Genomic DNA, 20,122 nt, shown 5'->3' with positions numbered 1-20,122 from the left:
GGCGACTGCGCGACGTATTAAACGTTGAGCAGTTCCACTTCGAACACGAGCGTGGCGTTCGGGGGAATCACGCCGCCCGCGCCGCGCACGCCGTAGCCGAGTTGCGGCGGAATCGTCAGACGGCGCACGCCGCCGACCTTCATACCCTGCACGCCTTCGTCCCAGCCCTTGATGACCATGCCGCCGCCCAGCACGAAGGCGAACGGATCATTGCGGTCCTTGCTCGAATCGAACTTCTGGCCGTCCGTCAGCCAGCCGGTGTAGTGCACGCTGACGGTCTGGCCCGCGCGCGCTTCGGCGCCGGTGCCTTCGGTCACGTCCTCGTACTTGAGGCCGGATGCGGTGGTCACGATAGACATGTAAGACTCCTGATTCGGAAGGTAAATCCGGTATTGTAGGCGGTTTGCCCGGCTGACAGGCACGCGTGGCGGGCCTTGTCGTGAGGCTGCTCATGTGCGGCTGCTTATAATGAAAGGCCGAGAAAAAAAAGCCGATCCGGGACCGGCGCGGCACGCCGCATGCGAGCCACTAATGCCCGCCACGGGCGCAAACGAGGACACTGATGGCGCCGACTCCCCATTCCCGCTCCGAACGCATCGCACGGCTGTGCGCGGAAACCGCGCTGTTCATGCGCGATCACGTGCTGTCGCGTGTGTCGCACGACCTGCGCAGTCCCCTCAATGCAATCCATAGCTGGGCTTACGTGCTCGAGCGCAAGATCGAGACCGTCGATGCCGCTGCGCAGCGCGCGCTCGGTGGCATTCGCACCGGCGTCGAGCAGCAGGTGCAACTGCTCGAAACGCTGGTCGACAAGACGCGCGCCGAAACGCGCAAATTACACGTCGAGCGTGCACCGTTCGCGCTCGACGCATTGATCGGCGAAGCGGTGGACGACGTACGCGTGGCGCTCGCCGATGCGCGTGCCGTCACGCTGACCGTGCACGGCACACCGACGGGCGCGACGCTCGATGGCGACCGCGAACGGATCGCACAAGCGCTCTGGTTGATGCTCACGTTCGCGGTGGAGGCGAGCGCGCAGGGCGCCGCCGTGACGCTCGACGTGAATGCGACCGCCGCTGCGGCCGGGTTCGCGGTGGCGTGGACCGCCGCGCCGCAGGCGTTGACCGACGAAGGCGTGCCGCATCTGCTTGAGCCGTTCGCGCGCGCGCAGGCACGCGAGCCGCTGGAGGCGGGGCGCGCGGCGTGGGTGCTGTCGCTGTGCCAACGCGTAGCCGAGGCGCACGGCGGGCGCTTCGAGCAGCAGCCGCTCGTTGAAGGCACCGCTACGGCGCTCGCATTGAGCGTGCCTGCCACAGCCGTTTAACGCCTCATGCACGCGCAGGCGTGAGGTTGGACAGAACTGCCACCGGCATGGCCTGAAGCACGTCGCGCAGATACAGCGTGTTTTCTCCTTGTGCGGCTTTTTCCGCGTCGCTTATTTGCGTGTCGCTTAACCAGTCGTGCCAAAGCGGCGCGGCACAGTCCTTGGGTATAGCGATAGCGGTGTCGCGCCAATCCTGCGCCGCGACGAGCGGCATATCCCCATCGAGCAGCTTTGCCGCCAGTCGCGTACCGACGATGACCGCGCAAGCGTCGTCGCGCTTGCGCGCGAACGCGACGACGTGCTGCGCCAGCGCGCCGTGCACTTCAAGCGGCACATAGCTGCCCTCGCGCAACAGTTCCGGCGCGAGCGCGCGCAGCGCCAGCAGCCGCTGGACGATCGCGAGTTTCACGCGCGCGTCGCGCCAGTGCGGAAGTTTCGCCGCTGGCGGCGCGCTATCGAGCGCCGCCGCGCGCGCCGCAAAATCGACAGGCCGCCGGTTGTCCGGATCGACGAGACTGAAATCCCACAGTTCGGTGCCCTGGTACAGATCGGGCACGCCAGGCGACGTAAGCCGCAGCGTGGTCTGCAGCAGTGTGTTGAGCGCGCCTGCGGGCGCGATGCGCGCCACGAATTCGGCGAGCGCGTTCAGGAAGCCGTCGCGCTGCTGCGGCGCCAGGATATCGAATAGAAACGCCTGGCAATCCGATTCGTACGTCTCATTGGGTGAGAGCCAGTTCGTGCGCAGCTTGGCTTCGCGCAGCGCTTTGCGCTGCCACTGCGCCACGCGTTCGGCGAGCGCGCGCACGCCCGCTTCGTCGCCGGAATCGAGATCGGGCGGCCAGCAGCCCACGAGCGTCTGATAGAGCATCGCCTCCGCCGCCGCGCCCGGCGCCCAGTCCGCGTTGTCCGTCGTGTCGTTGCGGCGGTGAGGCTGGTTCAACGTCGACCATGCGCGCAGCGTTGCGCTCCACTCGTCGGGGCATTCGCTCAGGACGGCGAGGCGCGCGCGCAGGTCTTCGCCGCGTTTGTGATCGTGCGTCGCCGTGGCGAGCATGCTGTACGGCGCATGCTGCGCGCGCCGTTTATTCGCGGCGTGAAAGTCCTCGACGCTGCGTGCGAAATCATCGGGATCCGAGCCCACTTCGTTGCGCGACAGCAGCCGCCCATAGCGGTAGAACGCGGTGTCTTCGGTGGCCTTGGCCGCGAGCGGCGCGGTGAGCTGCGAGAAGAGCGCAAGCGCCGTGCGCTGCACGATCAGCGCGTGGCTCAGTGGCACATTCGGCACGTTAGACATGTTGGTCACGTTTTGCGCAGCGTTCGGTGCGGTTTTGGCCGTGCGTGGCGGCTTGCCGTTCGCTACGAGTGTGGCGACATCGGGTGCACGGCCGCCGAGCCAGGCAGCGATCTGTTCCAGCGCGGCGCGGTTCGCAAGCGGCAACGCTTGCCGCGCGGCGGCGAGCGCCGTGTCGAAATAGCCGTTGTCGAGCGGCCCGCGCATCCCGTTGACCGGATAGATGCGATACACCGGGAAGTGCATGGCGAGCTGCGCAACGGCGCGATGCAGGCTCGCGTAGGTGAAGTCGCGCGTGACCGTCTGCTCGCGCGCGATGCGATGCAGCGCGCGCGTCGCGTGATCGAGTTCGGCGGCGAGATACGCGGCCAGCACTTCGCGCCGCGCATCGAACTGGACCAGCGCGAACGGCGCGGACGTTCCTGTTAGAGCGGACCACGTTTGCGCGAGCGGCGCTGCGCCCGCCGGATCGTGCAGCAGCGCGCCCACATCATCCATGAAGTCATAGCCCGTTGTGCCGTGCACGCGCCAGTCGTCGCGCAGGGTTTCGCCGTGCGCGAGCACTTTCTCGACGACGATATACGGCACCGCCGCGCGCAACGGCACGAGCCGTTGACGCAGGCGCTCGCAGTATTCGCGCGGATCGGCGAGGCCGTCGATGTGATCGACGCGCACTCCGTCAATCACGCCGTCCGCGTAGAGCCGGAACACGAGCCTGTGCACCGCTTCGAACACGTCGTGCCGCTCGACGCGCACGCCCGCGAGCGCGCTCACGTCGACGAAGCGCCGCCAGTTCACTTCGTCGGTGGCGGTGCGCCACCACGCGAGCCGGTAGTGCTGGCGCTCCAGCAGCCGGTGCAGCCGGTCGCGCCCGGCCGGGTCCGTGCCCGCATGCGCGGTACACACGGCGTCGATTGCCGCCGTGCCGTTGCGCTCGACAAAGGTGCGCAGCGCATCGCGGGCGGCTGCTGCACGCGGATGGTCGTCGGGCTGTGTCGTCAGTCCCTGGAACGGTGCCGCGAGCGCATCGAGTTCGGCGTGGTTCGCCGATTGCAGCAGCGCCGCATAGTCGGCCGGGCAGACCGGACACACATGCGGCCCATAGGTGACGACGAAGCGCGCGTCACTCGCGTCGAACTTCAGTTCGATGCGGCCCGCCGCGAGTTCTTCGCCGTATTGCCCGCCGAGAAACGGCATCAGCACCTTGCCGCGCAGCGCGGGGTCGGGCGAGTGCCAGTCCACGTCGAAGTGCCGCGCGTACGCGCTGTGGCGGCCCCATTCGAGGATGTCACGCCACCAGGCGTTGTGCGCGCCGCCCACGCCCATGTGGTTCGGCACGATATCGATGATGATGCCCATCCCACGATCGCGCAGCTTCGCGGCGAGCCTGCGCAGACCCGCTTCGCCGCCGAGTTCCGCGCTGACCGTGCCGTAATCGGCGACGTCGTAGCCGTGCGTCGATCCGGGCTGCGCCGTCGTGACCGGCGACGTATAGAGATGGCTCACGCCGAGCGCCGTGAAATAGTCGATCTGCGCGAGCGCGTCGGCGAACGTGAAGTCGCGATTCAATTGCAGGCGGATCGTCGCGCGGGGAATGGTCATGGCGTCGGCCCAGTGGGCGGCGCCGCTTGCACGCCGGGTTCGGATGAATCGTCCGCCGCGTTTGCTGTGGCTGCTGCGGCCGCTGTGGCTGTCGCCGCTTCGCGCGCACGCACGACGGTTTCGACGCGCGCCGCGAACGCCGGATCGGCGTAGAGCACATCGACGGCAAGCGGCAGGCGCTGACGCCAGTTCGGGTGTTCGTCGATCGAGCCCGGCAGATTCGGCTGATTCGCGAGCGCGAGCAGATCTTCGAGCGGACACATCATGAGCGGGCTCGCGCTCGACGCGACGTAGCCGAGCGCGCCTTCCACGGGCGCGGAGTCCGGTAACGTGGAGTCCGGCAGCGCGGAGTCCGGCACTGCTTTTGCGGCGTCGCGCGGCGCGTAGCCGCTTTGCTGCAGCGCCTGCCACAGCGCGGCGCGGTCGGCGGCGCGCCCGGCGTGTTCGACTTCGACCGGATCGCGCCCGTCCTTGCGCGGCAAGGTCTGGCCGATGCGGTTGCGCCAGTCGATGTCGAGGCCGCGCCACCAGCCCGCGACGGTCGGCAGATCGTGGGTGGATGTCGTCGCCATGCCGCGCGTGTCCCAGCTTCGCGGTGCGAGAAAGGCTCGGCCTTCGCGCTCGAACCAGAGCACGCGGATGCCGTAGAGCGCGTGCGACGCGAGCCGTTCACGCAGGCCGGGCGGCACGGTGCCGAGATCTTCGCCGATCACGATTGCCCGATGCCGCCACGATTCGAGCGCGATGAGCCGCAGGAGGTCCTCGAACGGATAGCGCAGATACGCGCCGTGCTTCGCGCTTTCGCCTTCGGGCACGAGCCACAGGCGGCGCAGGCCGAGGATATGGTCGATGCGCACGCCGCCCGCGTGCGCGAATGCGGCGCGCAGCATGGCGATAAACGCGCGAAAGCCGTTATTGCGCAGCGCGCGCGGCGAGAACGTGGTGAGGCCCCAGCTTTGACCGGCCTGATTGAAGAGATCGGGCGGCGCGCCGACCGAAACGCGCGGCAGCATGTCCTGCGGCTGCGACCATGCATGGCTGCCCGCGCCGTCGCAACCCACGGCGAGATCGGCGATCAGGCCAACCGACATGCCCGCTTCGCGCGCGTCCTGCTGCGCGCGTGTGAGGCCATCGGCGGCGAGCCATTGCAGGAAGCGGTGGAAATCCACTTCGTGGCGGTGTTCGGCGGCAAAGGCCGCGACGTCGGCGCTGCGCGGATCGCGCAGGCCCACAGGCCAGGTGCGCCAGTCGTGCCCGTGACGCGCGCCGTCCGGGCTGTTCAGCATGACGGCGTGCAGCGCTTCGAAGCGCGCGTGATCTTCGAGCGACTCGCCGCCTTGCGCACAGAACGCGTCGAACGCAGCTGCGCGTGGCGAGCCGCTTGCGCGTTCCTCCTTGTCGAAACGCTCGAACAGCGCACGCAGCACTTGCAGCTTGAGCGGCACGGCGTGCTTCCAGTCGATGAGCGGCAGCGCTTCGAGTTCGTTCCAGGCGGCGTCGGCGTCGACGGCGGCGCTCGCTTCGCGGGCGGCCTGCGCGCCGAACATCGCGGCCGGATCGATATGCGCGACATTGAGCCAGAGCCGCGACGAAGGCGCATACGGGCTGAAATGATCCGGCAGCGCACTGAACATCGCATGCGTGGGGCTGATGGCGAGTGCCTGCGCGCCGTGCTTCGCGCTATGGACGGCCAGAGTCGCGAGCGCGGTGTAATCGCCGATGCCGCCGTCGCCCTTGCGGCGCAGTCCGTACAGTTGCGCCGCGACGCCCCAGAGCGCGGGCGCGCTCGCGCGCCCGGCATGCATGGCGAGCCACGCGTCGGCGACGGTGTGGCAATGCGGCGGCGCGACGGCGAGCGTCAGTTGGCGATCGTTGATCGTGAGCGTGTGATAGCCCGGTTCGCTCAGCGGCGTGAGCAGCGCACTCGCGCCTTTCGGCGCCGTGAAGCGCCCCTCGATGTGCTCGCCGCTTTCGAGATCGATGCGGTAGTGGCTGCCCGCGCGCACCGCCGAAACGGGCAGTGCAATGACGCGGTCGAACTCGGCGGTGATGAGCGGCGGCAGGCGGCGTGCCGACTGCTCGGCGTTGAGCGCCGCCGCGCTCTGGCGCAGTTGCGCGGCGCTGCCGCACGGCAGGCCCGCGCATTCGAGCAGCGCCGCGAGCGTACTGTTGGGCACGCGCCGCATCTCGTCGTGCGCGTCGGCCCATTCCACCTCGAAGCCCGCTTGCGTCGCGAGGCTTTCGAGCGTTTCCGTGCGGCGTGCGGTGCTCATGCACGCGGCTCCTCTTGATGAATGACGCGCGCGTCATGATGGATCGCGTAGTCGGGCACGTCGCCGGTCAGCCAGGCGAGGCACGATTGCGCGGGCAGCACGCCGTTGTCGATGCGATCGCGCGCGCGTGGCGGTGTTTCGAACACGACCATGCCGTCGGGCGCGTGATTGAGCGGCACGTCATCGTGGCTGAGATTGAGCGCGAGCGAGAGGATCGCGCCGTCGTCGAGACGCCAGTGCGCGACGAGCGCGGCGAGATCGTCGCCCGCCTCGTCGGCGAGCACGGTTGCGCCGAGCGCGCTCGCGTGGCCCAGGCGCGGCATCAGCAGATGCGCGCGCACGGCCAGCGCCGACTTGTAGAAGTGCATCCATTCGCACCGTTCGCCGTCGAGGCGCGTGTCGAGCGGCGGCGACGAGTTCGCGAACGTCCTGGCATCGTTGGGATCGGGGATGCGCTCGCGCTGCGCGGGATCGGTGAAGGCGCTGAATGCCGCGAATTCGCGACGGCGTCCTTCGCGCACCGCATCGGCGAGATCGCCCGTGTAGGCCGTGAAATACTGGAACGGTTGCGTCGAGCCGTACTCCTCGTCCATGAAAAGCAGCGGAATTTGCGGCGTGAGCAGATAGAGCGCCGTGGCGGCGCGCAATGCGTCGTCGTCGCACAGCGTGCGCAGCCGCTCGCCGAATGCCCGGTTGCCGATCTGGTCGTGGTTCTGCAGGAACATCACAAATGCGGTGGGCGGCAAATGCGCGCTCGGTTCGCCGCGCGGCTGGCCGCCGTGCAGCGGCGACGCTTCGCCCTGATACGCGAAGCCTTCGGCGAGCACGCGCGCAAGCTGGCGGACCGGATGCGCTGCGAACGCGCGATAGTAGCCCTCGTTTTCTCCGGTCAGGAGGACGTGCAGCGCGTGATGGGCGTCGTCGTTCCATTGCGCGTCGAAGTGCGCTTCCAGCAGATTCGACGCGTTGTGCTCGTTCTCCAGCACGAGATGGACATGACGGCCAGTCTCGACACGCGCATGCACATGATCGGACAGCTCGCGCAGCCAGGGCGCGTTGCCGATGGCGTGCGCGGCGTCGATGCGCAGGCCGTCGAAGCGATATTCGGTGAGCCAGTACAGCGCGTTGTCGCAGAAGAAGTCGCGCACTTCGAAACGGTCGAAATCGAGCGCCTCGCCCCACGGCGTCTTCACGCCTGCCCGGAAGAACGGCTTCGCGTATGCGCCGAGCCAGTTCCCGTCCGGGCCGAAGTGGTTGTAGACGACGTCGATGAAAGCCTGCAGGCCGAGGCCGTGCGCCGAATCGACGAGCGCTTTCAGTTCGTCGGGCGTGCCGTAGGCCGCGTGCGGCGCGTAGGGCAGCACGCCGTCGTAACCCCAGCCGCGCTCGCCCGGATAGTCGTTCAGCGGCATCAGTTCGATGGCCGTGACGCCGAGTTCGGCGAGCGCGGGCAGGCGCGCCGTCACGCCGCGATAGCCGCCCAGCGCGCCCACGTGCAGCTCGTAGATCACCGTTTCTTCCCACGGCCGCCCCATCCAGTGCGCGTGCTGCCATGCGTAGGCGCGCGGATCGAACACGACGCTCGGGCCATGCACGCCTTCCGGCTGGAAGCGCGAGGCCGGATCGGGCACTGCCTGCTGGCCGTCGATACGGTAGCGATAGCGCGTGCCGGGTCCGCATGGCGCCTGTGCCTCGAACCAGCCGTTGCCGGCAGACGTCATGTCGAGCGGCGCGAGGGGCGATTGGGTCGATAGGGACGATTGGGTTGACAGGGGCGTGCTGCCGTCGGGTGCAGCCTCGAACACGACTTGCACGGCGCTGCACGACGGCGCCCACACGCGAAAGCGCGTGTGCGGCTGGGCGCGCGTTGCGCCGATCAACTGCGCGCCGAACGGCAGGCAATGCATGTAGCGGCGTGCATGCGGATCAGGCGTGGGCGAAGACATGGCGAATTCCTGTAGCTACTGTCCCGGGACGGCGGCGCTCGGGCCGGGCGGGGTCCGCGGATCCGGCGGGGTCCTCGGATCGGGCGGCAGCGGGGCGTCGTCGTGCGCAGGTTCGGCCGCCGGTGCGGGTTTGCGCAGGGGCTGTGCACACAGTACCGCGATCGCGCGCGCGGCCACCTCGAACGTGCCGCCCGGCAGCACGAACGGCGCGGCGGCGGGCTGGGCGCTGTCGAGCAGCACCTCCCACTGCATGCGCGGCATCGGCGCCGAAAACGTGAGCGCGCCGGGCGAGGCGTTCAGCATGATCAACAATACTTCCATTTCGCCGTCGAGGCCTGGGCCCGCGCGGCGCAGCGCGAACGCGCGCGCTTCCGGGTCCTGCCACGCTTCGGTCGAAAGCCGCTCGCCGTGCGCGTCGAACCAGTCGATATCGTGAACGTCGGGCAGCGCGTCGGGCAGCACTTCGCGCTCGCCGAACAGAAAGTGCGTTTCACGCAGCAACGGGTGATCCCGGCGCAGCGCGATGGCGCGCGCGGCGAATGCCGCCATCGCTTCGCCCTGCGGCGATTCGGCGAGCGTCCAGTCCACCCACGAAATTTCGTTGTCCTGGCAGTACGCGTTGTTGTTGCCGCGCTGCGTGCGGCAGGCTTCGTCGCCCGCCACCATCATCGGCGTGCCGAGTGCGACGAAGAGCGTCGCAAGCATCGAGCGTGCCACGCGCGTGCGCGTGTCGATGATCGCCGGATCGATCGCCGGGCCTTCGATGCCCCAGTTCTCGCTCCAGTTCTCGTTGTGGCCGTCGCGATTGTCTTCGCCGTTGGCTTCGTTATGTTTGCGGTTGTACGACACCACATCGGCGAGCGTGTAGCCGTCGTGCGAGGTGATGAAATTGATCGACGCCCATGGCCGCCGCCTGCGTTTGTCGAACAGATCCGCCGACCCGGTGAGCCGTGCGGCCAGTTCCGGGCGCTGCCCGCGGTCGCCGCGCCAGAAGCGGCGCACGCTGTCGCGAAACCGGTCGTTCCATTCGGAGAATCCGGGCGGATGCTGGCCCAGTTGATACCCGCCCGGCCCCACGTCCCACGGCTCGGAAATCATCTTGCACGGTGCGAGCGCGGGATCCTGACGCAGCACGTCGAAAAAGCCGCTGTTCGGATCGAAGCCTGTGGCCTCGCGTCCGAGCGAGACGCCCAGGTCGAAGCGAAAGCCGTCGATGCGATACGACGTGGCCCAATAGCGCAGCGAATCGGTCACCATCTGCAGCACGCGCGGATGCGAGAGATTCAGCGTGTTGCCGACGCCGGTGTCGTTGATGAAGTGGCGCTCGTCGCCTGGCACGACGCGGTAGTAGCTGGCGTTGTCGAGCCCGCGCCACGAGATCGTGGGGCCCGTTTCGGCGCCTTCGCAGGTGTGGTTGTAGACGACGTCGAGAATCACTTCGATACCCGCCGCGTGAAGCTGGCGCACGGCGATGCGCATCATGTCGGGATCGTAGCCGCCGAGGTACGCGGGCTCCGGTGCGAAGAACGCCGCCGTGTTGTAGCCCCAGTAGTTGCGCAGGCCGCGCTCGACCAGAAAGCGCTCGTGCATGAAGGCATGCACGGGCAGCAGTTCGACGGTGGTGACGCCGAGCTTGTGCAGATGCTCGATGAAGTGCGGCGTGGCGAGTCCGGCGAAGGTGCCGCGCGTGTGCGCGCGCAGGTCGCGGCGCTCGATCGAGATGCCGCGCAGATGCATTTCGTAGATCACGGTCTTGTCCCACGGCACGTTGGGGCGCACGTCGCGGGTCCAGTCGAAACTGTCCGCGACCACCATCGCCTTCGGCATGGCCGGAGCCGAATCGCGTCGTTCGATCGAGAGGTCCGCGCGGTTGGAGTGGACGCGATAGCCGAACAGCGTGTCGGACCAGCGGAACTGGCCGACGAGCCGCCGCGCGTACGGGTCGAGCAGCAGCTTGTGCGGATTGAAGCGATGGCCCTGATGCGGCTGATACGGCCCATGCGCGCGAAAGCCGTACACGGTGCCCGGATGCGCGCCCGGCAGATAGCCGTGCCAGATTTCATCGGTGCATTCGGGCAGCGTGTAGCGCATGCGTTCCTTGCGTCCGGTGCGATCGAAGAGACACAGCTCGATGCGCCAGGCGTTCGCGGAAAACACGGCGAAATTGGTGCCGAGCCCATCCCACGATGCGCCGAGCGGCCAGGGCATGCCCGGCAGCAGGCGCTCGGGCGCGCCGTTAGCCATGTCGATGCTCCTCGTCTTGTTCTTCGTGTTGCATCGTCGTCCCGATGTTGCAAGCGTGTTGGTTGCGCGTCGTTTGCCCGTCGTTTGCCTGTAACTCGCGTTCGCCGTCGCTACCGGATCAGGCGGAAGTACAGCGTGCCGAGCGGCGGCAGCACGAGCGCCGCCGACTGCGGCTTGCCGTGACTCGCCACGGGCTGCGTCCAGACGAGGCCGCCGTTGCCCATGTTCGAGCCGCCGTACCAGGCGGCGTCGGTGTTCAGCACTTCCTCCCACTGGCCGGGCTGCGGCATGCCGATGCGGTAGCCGTGGCGCGGCACAGGGGTGAAGTTGCAGACGGTGACGATCTCCCGGCCCGAGCCGTCCACGCGGCGCCATGCCAGCACGCTGTTGTCGTGGTCGTCCCCGACGAGCCATTCGAACCCGCCCGGCTCGGCGTCGAGCGCATGGAGCGCGGGTTCGGCGCCATAGAGCCGGTTGAGGTCGCGCACGAGCTTTTGCACGCCGCGATGCAGCGGGTCGTCGAGCAGTTCCCACTGCGGCGTGCCGTCGTGATCGAACTCGGCCCACTGCGCGAATTCGCCGCCCATGAAGAGCAGCTTCTTGCCCGGATGCGCCCACATGAAGCCGAAGTACGCGCGCAGGTTCGCGAAGCGCTGCCAGCGGTCGCCGGGCATCTTGCCGATCAGCGAGTCCTTGCCGTGCACCACCTCGTCGTGCGAGAGCGGCAGCACGAAATGCTCGGACCACGCATAGACGAGCGCGAAGGTCATCTCGTGATGGTGGTAGCGCCGGTGAATCGGGTCTTCGTGCATGTAGTGCAGCGTGTCGTGCATCCAGCCCATGTTCCATTTGAACTGGAAGCCGAGGCCGCCGTCCTCGGGGCGCGCGGTCACGCCGGGCCAGGCGGTCGATTCTTCCGCGATCGTGATCACGCCGGGGCGTTGCGGCACGTACTGCGTTTCGTGGTTCAGGCGCTTGAGGAACGCAATCGCTTCGAGGTTCTCGCGGCCGCCGTAGACGTTCGGCACCCATTCGCCCGCCCCGCGCGAGTAGTCGCGGTAGAGCATGGACGCGACGGCGTCCACGCGCAGGGCGTCGATGTGATAGCGCAGCAGCCACGCGAGCGCCGACGCGATCAGGAACGCGCTGACCTCGCGGCGGCCGAGGTTGTAGATCATCGTGTTCCAGTCGGGGTGATAGCCCTCGCGCGGGTCCGAGTGTTCGTAGAGCGCGGTGCCGTCGAAATCGATCAGGCCATGCGCGTCGTTCGGAAAATGCGCGGGCACCCAGTCGAGGATCACGCCCAGCCCCGCTTCGTGCGCGCGGTCGACGAAGGCCGCGAAGTCGAGCGGCGAGCCGAGGCGCGCGGTCGGCGCGAACTGCGCGAGCGGCTGATAGCCCCATGAACCGCCGAACGGATGCCCGGCCACCGGCATCAGCTCGATGTGCGTGAAGCCCATGCCCTGTGCGTAGGGGATCAGGCGATCGGCGAGCGCGGACCAGTTGGGCGCGGGCGCGTCTTCGCCCTGGGTCGGCAGCCACGAGGGCGCGTGAACCTCGTACACGGCGATGGCGCTGCGCGCGTTCTGCTTTTCGCCGCGCGTGCGCAACCACTCGCGGTCGTGCCACGCATAGTGATCGAGCGCTTCGACGGGCGCGACGATGGATGCCGTGGACGGCGGACTTTCGGTCTGCAGGGCGCAGGGGTCGGACTTCAGCGGCAGCACCTCGCCGCGCGCGCCGAGGATCTCGTACTTGTAGCGCGCACCGGCGGCCACGCGTGGAATGAACAGCTCCCACACACCGGCTTCGTGACGCAGCCGCATTGGATGGCGGCGGCCATCCCACGCGTTGAAGTCGCCCACGACGGAGACGCGCCGCGCGTTCGGCGCCCACACGGCGAAGCGCGCGCCGGGCACGCCGTCGCAGACGAGCGGCTGCGCGCCGAGGCATTCGAGCACGGCATACGGATCGCCGTTGGCGAGCCGGCGCAATGCGTCTTCGGAGAGCTGCGGGCCGAACGAATAGGGATCCTCGACTTCCTGCGTGACACCTTGCCAGTCGATGTCGAGCCGGTAGGGCACCACCTCCGCGAGTGGCCCCGCAAAGAGTCCCGCGGGATGAATGCGGGTGAGTTCGCCGATCACGTGCGCGCGGTCGCGCGCCACGACCTGCACGCTCGCCGCGTTGGGCAGCCACGCGCGCACATACGGTGCGCCGTCGACCACGTGCGGGCCGAGCAGCGCGAACGGATCGGCATGCCGTGCGGCGACGAGTGCGTCGATGTCCTGTTGCGCGAGGCCCGCGTTCGGTGCGCGTTCAGCCATGAGCGCCTCCCGCCGGGGGCGCGCCCGTGGGTTCCGTCGTACTCGCCGTACCGGTTGCGCCGAGCACGCGGGCGGCGATGGCCGCGAGTCCGCGCACCGGCAGCGCGAGCCACGTCGGCCGGTTGGCCGCTTCGTAGCGGATCTCGTAGGCGGCTTTCTCGATCAGGAACAGGTCCAGCAGTTCCTGTTCGTGCGCGGCGCTCACGAGCGCGTGCGGCATGTCGGCCACGGCGGCGCGATAGTGGCTGAGGAACGCATCGGCGGCGTAGGCGCGGAAACGCTCGAACAGCGCGCGCTTGCGGTCGGCGGTTTGCTGCGGGGCGCTTTCGGTCGACGATTGCGCGGCGGCCCCCGCATACGAGAGCGAACGCAACAGCCCCGCCACGTCGCGCAGCGGGCAGGTCTTCGCGCGGCGCTGCGCGAGCGGACGCGCGGGCTCGCCTTCGAAGTCGATCAGATACGCGTCGCCCTGCGCGAGCAGCACCTGGCCCAGATGGAAATCGCCATGAATGCGGATGCGCCATGCGGTCGCGTCGAGCGGCACGCGGTGGCCGATGGCCGCGATCAGCGCGTCGCGGTGCGCGACCAGGCCGAGCGCGAGTTCGCGCGCGTCGTCGTCGAGCGTGTGCTGCTCGCTCGATGTCTGCCGCGCGAGGATGTCGAGCGCGGCGGTCAGCATGGTTTTCGTTTCGGCGACCCACTTGCGCACGTCGTCGTGCGTGGCCTGAACCGGCGCGAATGCGGGATCTTCGGTCGGCGTGGCGAGCGCCGCATGCAGCTCGCCGAGCCGCTTGCCGATCACGCTGATGACCGTGCAATAGCCCTGTATCGCTTCTTCTTCGTGGGCCTGGTCGGCGGCGCCGTCATCGGCGGCGAGCGCGAGTTCGTCGACGGTGCGCCGCAGATAGTCGAGCGCCCAGTCCCACGCATTACCCTGGTTGTCGATAAAGCCCTGCAGGATCGCGAGCGTGTGCGGAACGCCCTCGGGATCGACGCGTGCGACCTCGCCGAAGAGCGGCGCCGTATTCGCGTAGCCGAGCTTCGTCAGATAGCGGCTCATTTCCACTTCGGGATGGACGCCCGGCATGAGCCTGCGCACGAGCTTGAGTACGAGCGTTTCGGCGATCACGAGCGAGCTGTTGCTCTGCTCGGCGGCGAGCCAGCGGATCTCGGGTGCTTCGCCGAGGTCGATGGCGTCGAACCGCTCCGTGGGCCGGAAGTGGATCACGCTCTGCTGGACGGTCGGCACGGCCGCGTGTTCGCGCAGCTTGCGCAGCACGCCGTAGGTGAACCACGGTAACGCGAAGGCATCGGTGAGGTAGCCGATATTGCGCCCGCGCCGCACGCGCGAAAGCGCAAGCTGGATATGCAGCGGCGTTGTGATGTCCGCGCCCCAGGCGATGGCGATGGGGAGGACATAACGCTCGCTCGAACCATCGGAGAGTTCGGCTTCGATCTCCGTAAACGCGAAGCCGCCGCCCTGGATCGTTGTGAGCGCAGCGAGCCGCACGCGCTTGAGCGCACGGTCCTTCGACGCGAACCAGCGCCGTCGTGACAGCCACGAGGGCAGCACTTCCGATTCGAGCAGCCGCACGTTTTCGGGCGTGGCGCCCACCTGTCCTTCGCGGATCACGACGGTCACGAACTCGGGCAATTGCTCGGAGGCGGGCTGGCTCCAGGCAGGCCGCTGATTGCCCGGGCACAGCAGGAACCACAGGAAGCCGTAGGGCGGCAACGTGAGCAGATAGGGCAACTGGCCGATGGGCGGAAACACCGAGTCGGCCGTCATCTCGATCGGCGACGTTCCGGCGAATTCGGACAGATCGAGTTCGACGGCCTGCGGCGCGCGCGAAAGATTCGCGACGCACAGGATCGGCGCTTCGCTGGCCATCTCGCGCAGGTACGCGAGGATCTTGCGGTTCGCCGGCCGCAGAAAGCGGATCGTGCCGCGTCCGAACGTCTGCTTCGCGCGGCGCGTGGCTAGCATGCGGCGCGTCCAGTTGAGCAGCGAATGCGGATCGCGGGTTTGCGCTTCGACGTTGATCGCGTCGTAGCCGTAGAGCGAGCCCATGAGCGGCGGCAGCACCAGTTGCTCGGGATCGGCGCGCGAGAAGCCGCCGTTGCGGTCCGACGACCATTGCATCGGCGTGCGTACGCCGTCGCGGTCGCCGAGGTGAATGTTGTCGCCCATGCCGAGTTCGTCGCCGTAATAGATGACCGGTGTGCCAGGCATCGAAAGCAGCAGCGAATTGATGAGTTCGATGCGGCGGCGGTCGCGCTCCATGAGCGGCGCGAGGCGGCGGCGAATGCCGAGGTTCAGGCGCGCACGCCGGTCGCTCGCATAGGTGTTCCAGAGATAGTCGCGCTCGGAATCGGTGACCATCTCCAGCGTGAGTTCGTCGTGATTGCGCAGGAAGATCGCCCACTGGCAACTGGGCGGCAGATCCGGCGTCTGTTTCATGATGTCGATGATCGGAAAGCGGTCTTCGCTCGCGATCGCCATATACAGGCGCGGCATCAGCGGGAAGTGGAACGCCATGTGGCATTCGTCTTCGCGGCCGAAATATTCCTGTACGTCCTCGGGCCACTGGTTCGCTTCGGCGAGCAGCATGCGGTTCGGGTAGTGCGCGTCGATGGTGGCGCGAATCTGCTTGAGGATCGCATGCGTCTCGGGCAGGTTTTCGTTGTTGGTGCCTTCGCGTTCGACCAGATACGGCACGGCGTCGAGGCGCAGCCCGTCGATGCCCATGTCGAGCCAGAAGCGCATGACCTGCAGCACTTCGCGCAGCACGGCGGGATTGTCGAAGTTCAGATCCGGCTGGTGCGCGTAGAAGCGATGCCAGTAATACGCGCCCGCGACGGGATCGTGGGTCCAGTTCGAGGGTTCCGAATCGATGAAGATGATGCGCGTGTTGGCGTATTTTGTGTCCGTATCGGACCACACATAGTAGTTGCGGTGATTCGAGCCGGGCCGGGCGCGGCGCGCGCGCTGGAACCACGGATGTTGATCGGAAGTGTGGTTGATGACGAGTTCGGTGATCACGCGCAGGCCGCGCGCGTGCGCCTCCTGAATGAAGCGGCGCACGTCGGCGAGCTGGCCGTAATCGGGGTGCACGTTGCGGTAGTCGGCGATGTCGTAGCCATCGTCGCGACGCGGCGACGGATAGAACGGCAGCAGCCAGACCGCCGTGACGCCGAGTCCCGCGATGTAGTCGAGCTTGGCGAGCAGGCCCGGAAAGTCGCCCACGCCGTCGTTGTTGCCGTCGTAGAACGACTTCACGTGCACCTGGTAGATGACCGCGTCCTTGTACCAGTGCGGATCGTCGGGGAGCGGCGAAGGCTTGCCGCGCCGCTGCGCCGCGGTACTCGCCTCGCGCGCTTCCAGCGCCGTGCTGTCGTGTGTGCCGTCGTGTGCCGCTTCGTGCGCGGCTTCGCGTGCTGACTGCTCGTGAGCGGGGCGTTCGCGTTTCACGTTCCGCCTCCGGGCGGGAAATCCGCATCGAGTTCGGGGTGGCCCTTCACGTGCTCCAGGTGCGCGCCTTCGGCTTCGGCGGGCGGCTCGTCGCGCGGCAGGCCGCGCAAGGGCTCGATGCGCCAGATCGCGAAGGGCCGCACGTGCGCTTCGAGGTGTGCGTGCTGCCAGCGGCCATGCCATTCGAAGCGCTGGCCCGTGAGTTCGTCGGTGACGGCGAGTGCTGCGCCGTCGTCGATCCGCCAGTGCTGGAACGTGTGCCACGAGAGTTCGAAATCGGCGCGCTGTTCGCCATACGGGTCGAGGCTGATCGCGACGACGATGACGTTGTCGCGCACCGGCGTGGCCTTTTCGAAGCAGAGAACCTGATCGTTGCGCGCGTGGAGGAACGTGACGCCGAGATGGGTTTGTAGCGCCGGATTCGCGCGCCGGATGCGGTTCAGCGCGGTGATTTCGGCGACGATGCTGCCGTGGCGGTTCCAGTCCCATGCACGAAGCTGGTATTTTTCGGAGTCCAGATATTCTTCGCTGTTGGGCAGTGCGTGCCCCTCGCAGAGTTCGAAGCCGCAATAGACGCCCCACAAACCGGAAAGCGTCGAGGCGAGCGCCGCGCGAATCATGAAACTCGCGCGCGTGCTGGTTTGCAGATGGCGCGGATTGATATCCGGCGTATTGACGAAGAAGTTCGGCCGATAGAAGTCGCGCACGGCGGTTTGCGTGAGTTCGGTCAGGTAATCGGTGAAATCGCGCTTCGACTCGCGCCAGGTGAAATACGTGTACGACTGCGAGAAACCGAGCTTGGCGAGCCGGTACATGAGGTGCGGCCGTGTGAAGGCTTCGGAAAGAAAGATCACGTCGGGATGGCGCGCGCGCACGTCGGCGATCATCCATTCCCAGAACGGCAGCGGCTTCGTATGCGGGTTGTCGACGCGGAAAATGCGCACGCCCGCGTCCACCCAGAACAGAATCGCGTCGCGCAGCGCGAGCCACAGGCCGGGCTTCGAATCGTGCGCGTAGAAGTCGGGGTTGACGATATCCTGGTACTTCTTCGGCGGATTCTCGGCAAAGCGCAGCGTGCCGTCGGGACGCCATGCGAACCAGCCTGGATGGGCCTTCAGCCACGGGTGATCGGGCGAGCACTGAATGGCGAAATCGAGCGCGATTTCGAGTCCGTGCTCGTGCGCGGCGGCCACCATGCGCAGGAAATCTTCGAGCGTGCCGAGCTGCGGGTGAATTGCCGTATGCCCGCCTTCCGCCGCGCCGATTGCATACGGGCTGCCGACGTCGCCCGGCTGCGCCGTGAGTGCGTTGTTGCGCCCCTTGCGGTTGGTGACGCCGATCGGATGGATCGGCGGGAAATACAGCACATCGAAACCCATGTCGCGAATGCGCGGCAGCTTCGCGATCACGTCGTCGAAAGCGCCGTGGCGCGATTCGTCGTCGCTCATCGAGCGCGGGAAGATCTCGTACCAGCTCGCAAAGCGCGCGGCGCGGCGTTCGGCGTCCACGCGGCGCACGCGCGCGTCGCGCGAGAGGAACGGGCGATGATGCGCGGCGCGCACGGCTGCTGCCGTCGCCGGGGCCGCGAGCAGGGCGCAGCGCGTGTCCGTATCCGCGCCGACAAAGCGCCGCGCAATCGCGTCGAGCGCGGCCACCACGGCGGCGTGTTCGCCGCCTGGTTTGTCACCTGCGTCGTTGTGTGCAGTTGGTGAGTCGTGAGCATCGGGTGCGTCGGACGTTTCGGCGGTCGCGAGCAACAGCGCGAGAAGACGGCTCGCTTCCTCCATCTCCAGATCGACGCTCTGGTTCGCCGCGCGTTTCTTCTGCACATGTTCGACGAGCGAAGCAAAGTCGTCGCGCCACGCGATCACGACGAATTCGTGGCGTCCGATGCGATCGAGCGGAAAGTGCCCGCTCCACAGGTCGGTGCCCGCAGGCGGCACGGGTGTCATCGGCGACTCGTGCCATGCGGTTTCGTCGGCGGCGCGCCACAGCACCGCGGCGTCGATATGGTCGTGACCATCGGCGAAGATCGTCGCGCGCACGTCGACGCGCTCGCCCACGGTGCGCTTCGCCACGAAGCGGCCTTCATCGACGGAAGGCGTCACGCTTTCGATGGCGATACGCGGCGCACTGAGCGCTTCGATCACGCTCTTGTGACCGCTCGTGCGCGTCTTCGCGACGTCTTCAGGCGGCGCAAGCTCGACGATGGGGGCCGCGAGCGCGCGCAACATCCAGCACGCGCCCGCGGGCAGCGTGAAGGTGTCGGGCACCGCGCTTGCATCGCGCGGCGCGGCGGCGCGTGCGCCACGCAACGTTTCGGCATCGAGCGGCGCAAAGCGCGTGAAGCCGCCGGGCACGCCGTCGAGCAGACGCGCCATGTCCACGCGCACGGGCGCGGCGAGCGCGGGGTTGATGAGCGTGAGCACGGCATCTTCGGCGTCGCGCAGGTCCGCGCGGTCGCCGCGCAGCAGCGCTGCGACCGGCGCGCCAGGGCCGTTTAGCGCGCGCAACTCGCCGTTGGTCTGCAAGGTCCACGTTTCGCGCTGCAAGGCGTTCGCGTGCGCGATGTCGGCGGACAGATCGAACGGCGCGCGCGCTTTGGCTGTCTCCCAGTCCGCTACGCTGCCGCCTGCATGCTCGACGATTTCGCTCACGCCGTATTCGAAGCCCATCGGCACGAGCCAGCCCGTGCCGAGCGCCGCCGCCGCGCGCAACATACGCCGGTATGCCCGCTCGATGGCGCGCGCATCGGCAGCGCCTTCCTGGTCGTGCACGTAACGCGTGCCATACGGGGCTTCGGGAAACGCCACAGGCGAGCCGACGTGCCGCAGCACGTCGTGTTCCTCGACCATCCAGCTCGCCGCATAGTCCCACCAGCGAAGCGATGTGAATGCGGCGTCGAACCCCACGCCTTCCAGCTGGGCGATGGCGGGGCGCGCGAGTCCAGGCGTGGCGGCAAGCCAGCGTGCGTCGGGATGGCGTTGGCGCACGGTGTCGAAGATGCTGCGCAACACGTCTCGCGGCGTGCAATGCGGCGAGTCGATGCGAAATCCGCCGATGCCGGCCTGCACGAGTTCGATCAGGCGCTGCGCCCACCACGCAGCGAGCGGCGCGCCCGCGCGGGCGAAGTCGGCGTAGGCGACATTGGCGTCGCTATGGCCGTGGCGCGGGTCGAGCCGCGCGTCTTCGGGCTCGAACGGATGAAACCACTCGTGATGCGCGGCGTAGAGCGCGCCATCGGCGGCGGTGCGGTCGAGCGTGAGATCGGCGAGCAGCGTGATGTCGCGCTCGCGTGCGGCTTGCGCGAGCGTGCGCAGCGCAACGTCGGCCGATTGCGACGTTCCGAAGGCGGAATGCAGGCGCGCATGATCCGCGACGATGCGGCCGTCGCCGGAGACGCCGGGCGCGAACAGCGCGCCGATCAGCACATGATCGAAGCCGAGCGAGGCGGCGTGCGCGAAGAGCGCAGGCCATGCGTCGAGTGGCCCGACATGGACGGAATGGACGAAATAGATCCGCGGCGCATAGGCGTGGGGAGGTTCCATCGGTCGTCTTCCAGATACGTCGGACAACGTGGATGCCGCCTGCTGCGATCACGTTGCCCGGAGGGTGCCGGAGCGTGCCGCGCTGCGCTCGCCGC

General features: G+C 67.9%; 9 protein-coding genes. 1 reads left to right on the top strand and 8 read right to left on the bottom strand.

From position 1 onward, the window contains the following. Positions 1 to 17 precede the first annotated feature (17 nt). The gene (locus tag ACFPTO_RS01675) at positions 18 to 359 is read right to left on the bottom strand and encodes an FKBP-type peptidyl-prolyl cis-trans isomerase (protein WP_377708987.1); all 342 of its coding nucleotides are present in this window, start codon (positions 357 to 359) and stop codon (positions 18 to 20) included. A gap of 203 nt (positions 360 to 562) precedes the next feature. On the opposite strand from ACFPTO_RS01675, the gene ACFPTO_RS01670 reads away from it, so the two are divergent. Continuing rightward, positions 563 to 1,324 (top strand): sensor histidine kinase, encoded by a 762-nt coding sequence (locus tag ACFPTO_RS01670; RefSeq protein ID WP_377708986.1) that lies wholly within the window; start codon positions 563 to 565, stop codon positions 1,322 to 1,324. Positions 1,325 to 1,328: 4 nt separating this feature from the next. Here ACFPTO_RS01670 and treY read toward each other — a convergent pair whose 3' ends face one another. From treY to ACFPTO_RS01635, 7 genes are all read right to left on the bottom strand, one after another. Beyond that, entirely contained in the window at positions 1,329 to 4,217 is a 2,889-nt protein-coding gene (gene treY, locus ACFPTO_RS01665; protein WP_377708984.1) for a malto-oligosyltrehalose synthase, read from the bottom strand. After that, positions 4,214 to 6,490 (bottom strand): 4-alpha-glucanotransferase, encoded by a 2,277-nt coding sequence (gene malQ, locus ACFPTO_RS01660; protein ID WP_377708982.1) that lies wholly within the window; start codon positions 6,488 to 6,490, stop codon positions 4,214 to 4,216. Before malQ ends, treY begins: the two co-directional genes overlap by 4 nt. Continuing rightward, positions 6,487 to 8,436, bottom strand: a complete 1,950-nt coding sequence (treZ, locus tag ACFPTO_RS01655) for a malto-oligosyltrehalose trehalohydrolase (RefSeq protein ID WP_377708980.1) — start codon at positions 8,434 to 8,436, stop codon at positions 6,487 to 6,489. The genes malQ and treZ overlap by 4 nt, the downstream gene beginning before the upstream one ends. A gap of 15 nt (positions 8,437 to 8,451) precedes the next feature. Further along, positions 8,452 to 10,680: a glycogen debranching protein GlgX gene (gene glgX / locus ACFPTO_RS01650; RefSeq protein WP_377708978.1), complete on the bottom strand. Its 2,229-nt coding sequence runs from the start codon at positions 10,678 to 10,680 to the stop codon at positions 8,452 to 8,454. A 110-nt stretch (positions 10,681 to 10,790) separates the two neighbouring features. Beyond that, positions 10,791 to 13,007, bottom strand: coding sequence for a 1,4-alpha-glucan branching protein GlgB (glgB, locus tag ACFPTO_RS01645; protein WP_377708976.1), 2,217 nt, complete (start codon positions 13,005 to 13,007; stop codon positions 10,791 to 10,793). Then, a complete protein-coding gene (gene treS / locus ACFPTO_RS01640; protein ID WP_377708974.1) occupies positions 13,000 to 16,479 on the bottom strand; it encodes a maltose alpha-D-glucosyltransferase in 3,480 nt (1,159 codons plus the stop codon). Before treS ends, glgB begins: the two co-directional genes overlap by 8 nt. Beyond that, positions 16,476 to 20,027 (bottom strand): maltotransferase domain-containing protein, encoded by a 3,552-nt coding sequence (locus ACFPTO_RS01635; protein ID WP_377708972.1) that lies wholly within the window; start codon positions 20,025 to 20,027, stop codon positions 16,476 to 16,478. The genes treS and ACFPTO_RS01635 overlap by 4 nt, the downstream gene beginning before the upstream one ends. Between the last annotated feature and the right edge of the window lie 95 nt (positions 20,028 to 20,122).

The organism is Paraburkholderia denitrificans, from assembly GCF_042655705.1.
GTDB classification, from domain to species: domain Bacteria; phylum Pseudomonadota; class Gammaproteobacteria; order Burkholderiales; family Burkholderiaceae; genus Paraburkholderia; species Paraburkholderia denitrificans.
Note: the sequence above shows the minus strand (reverse complement) of the source record. Positions and strands in the feature narration are given on the sequence as shown.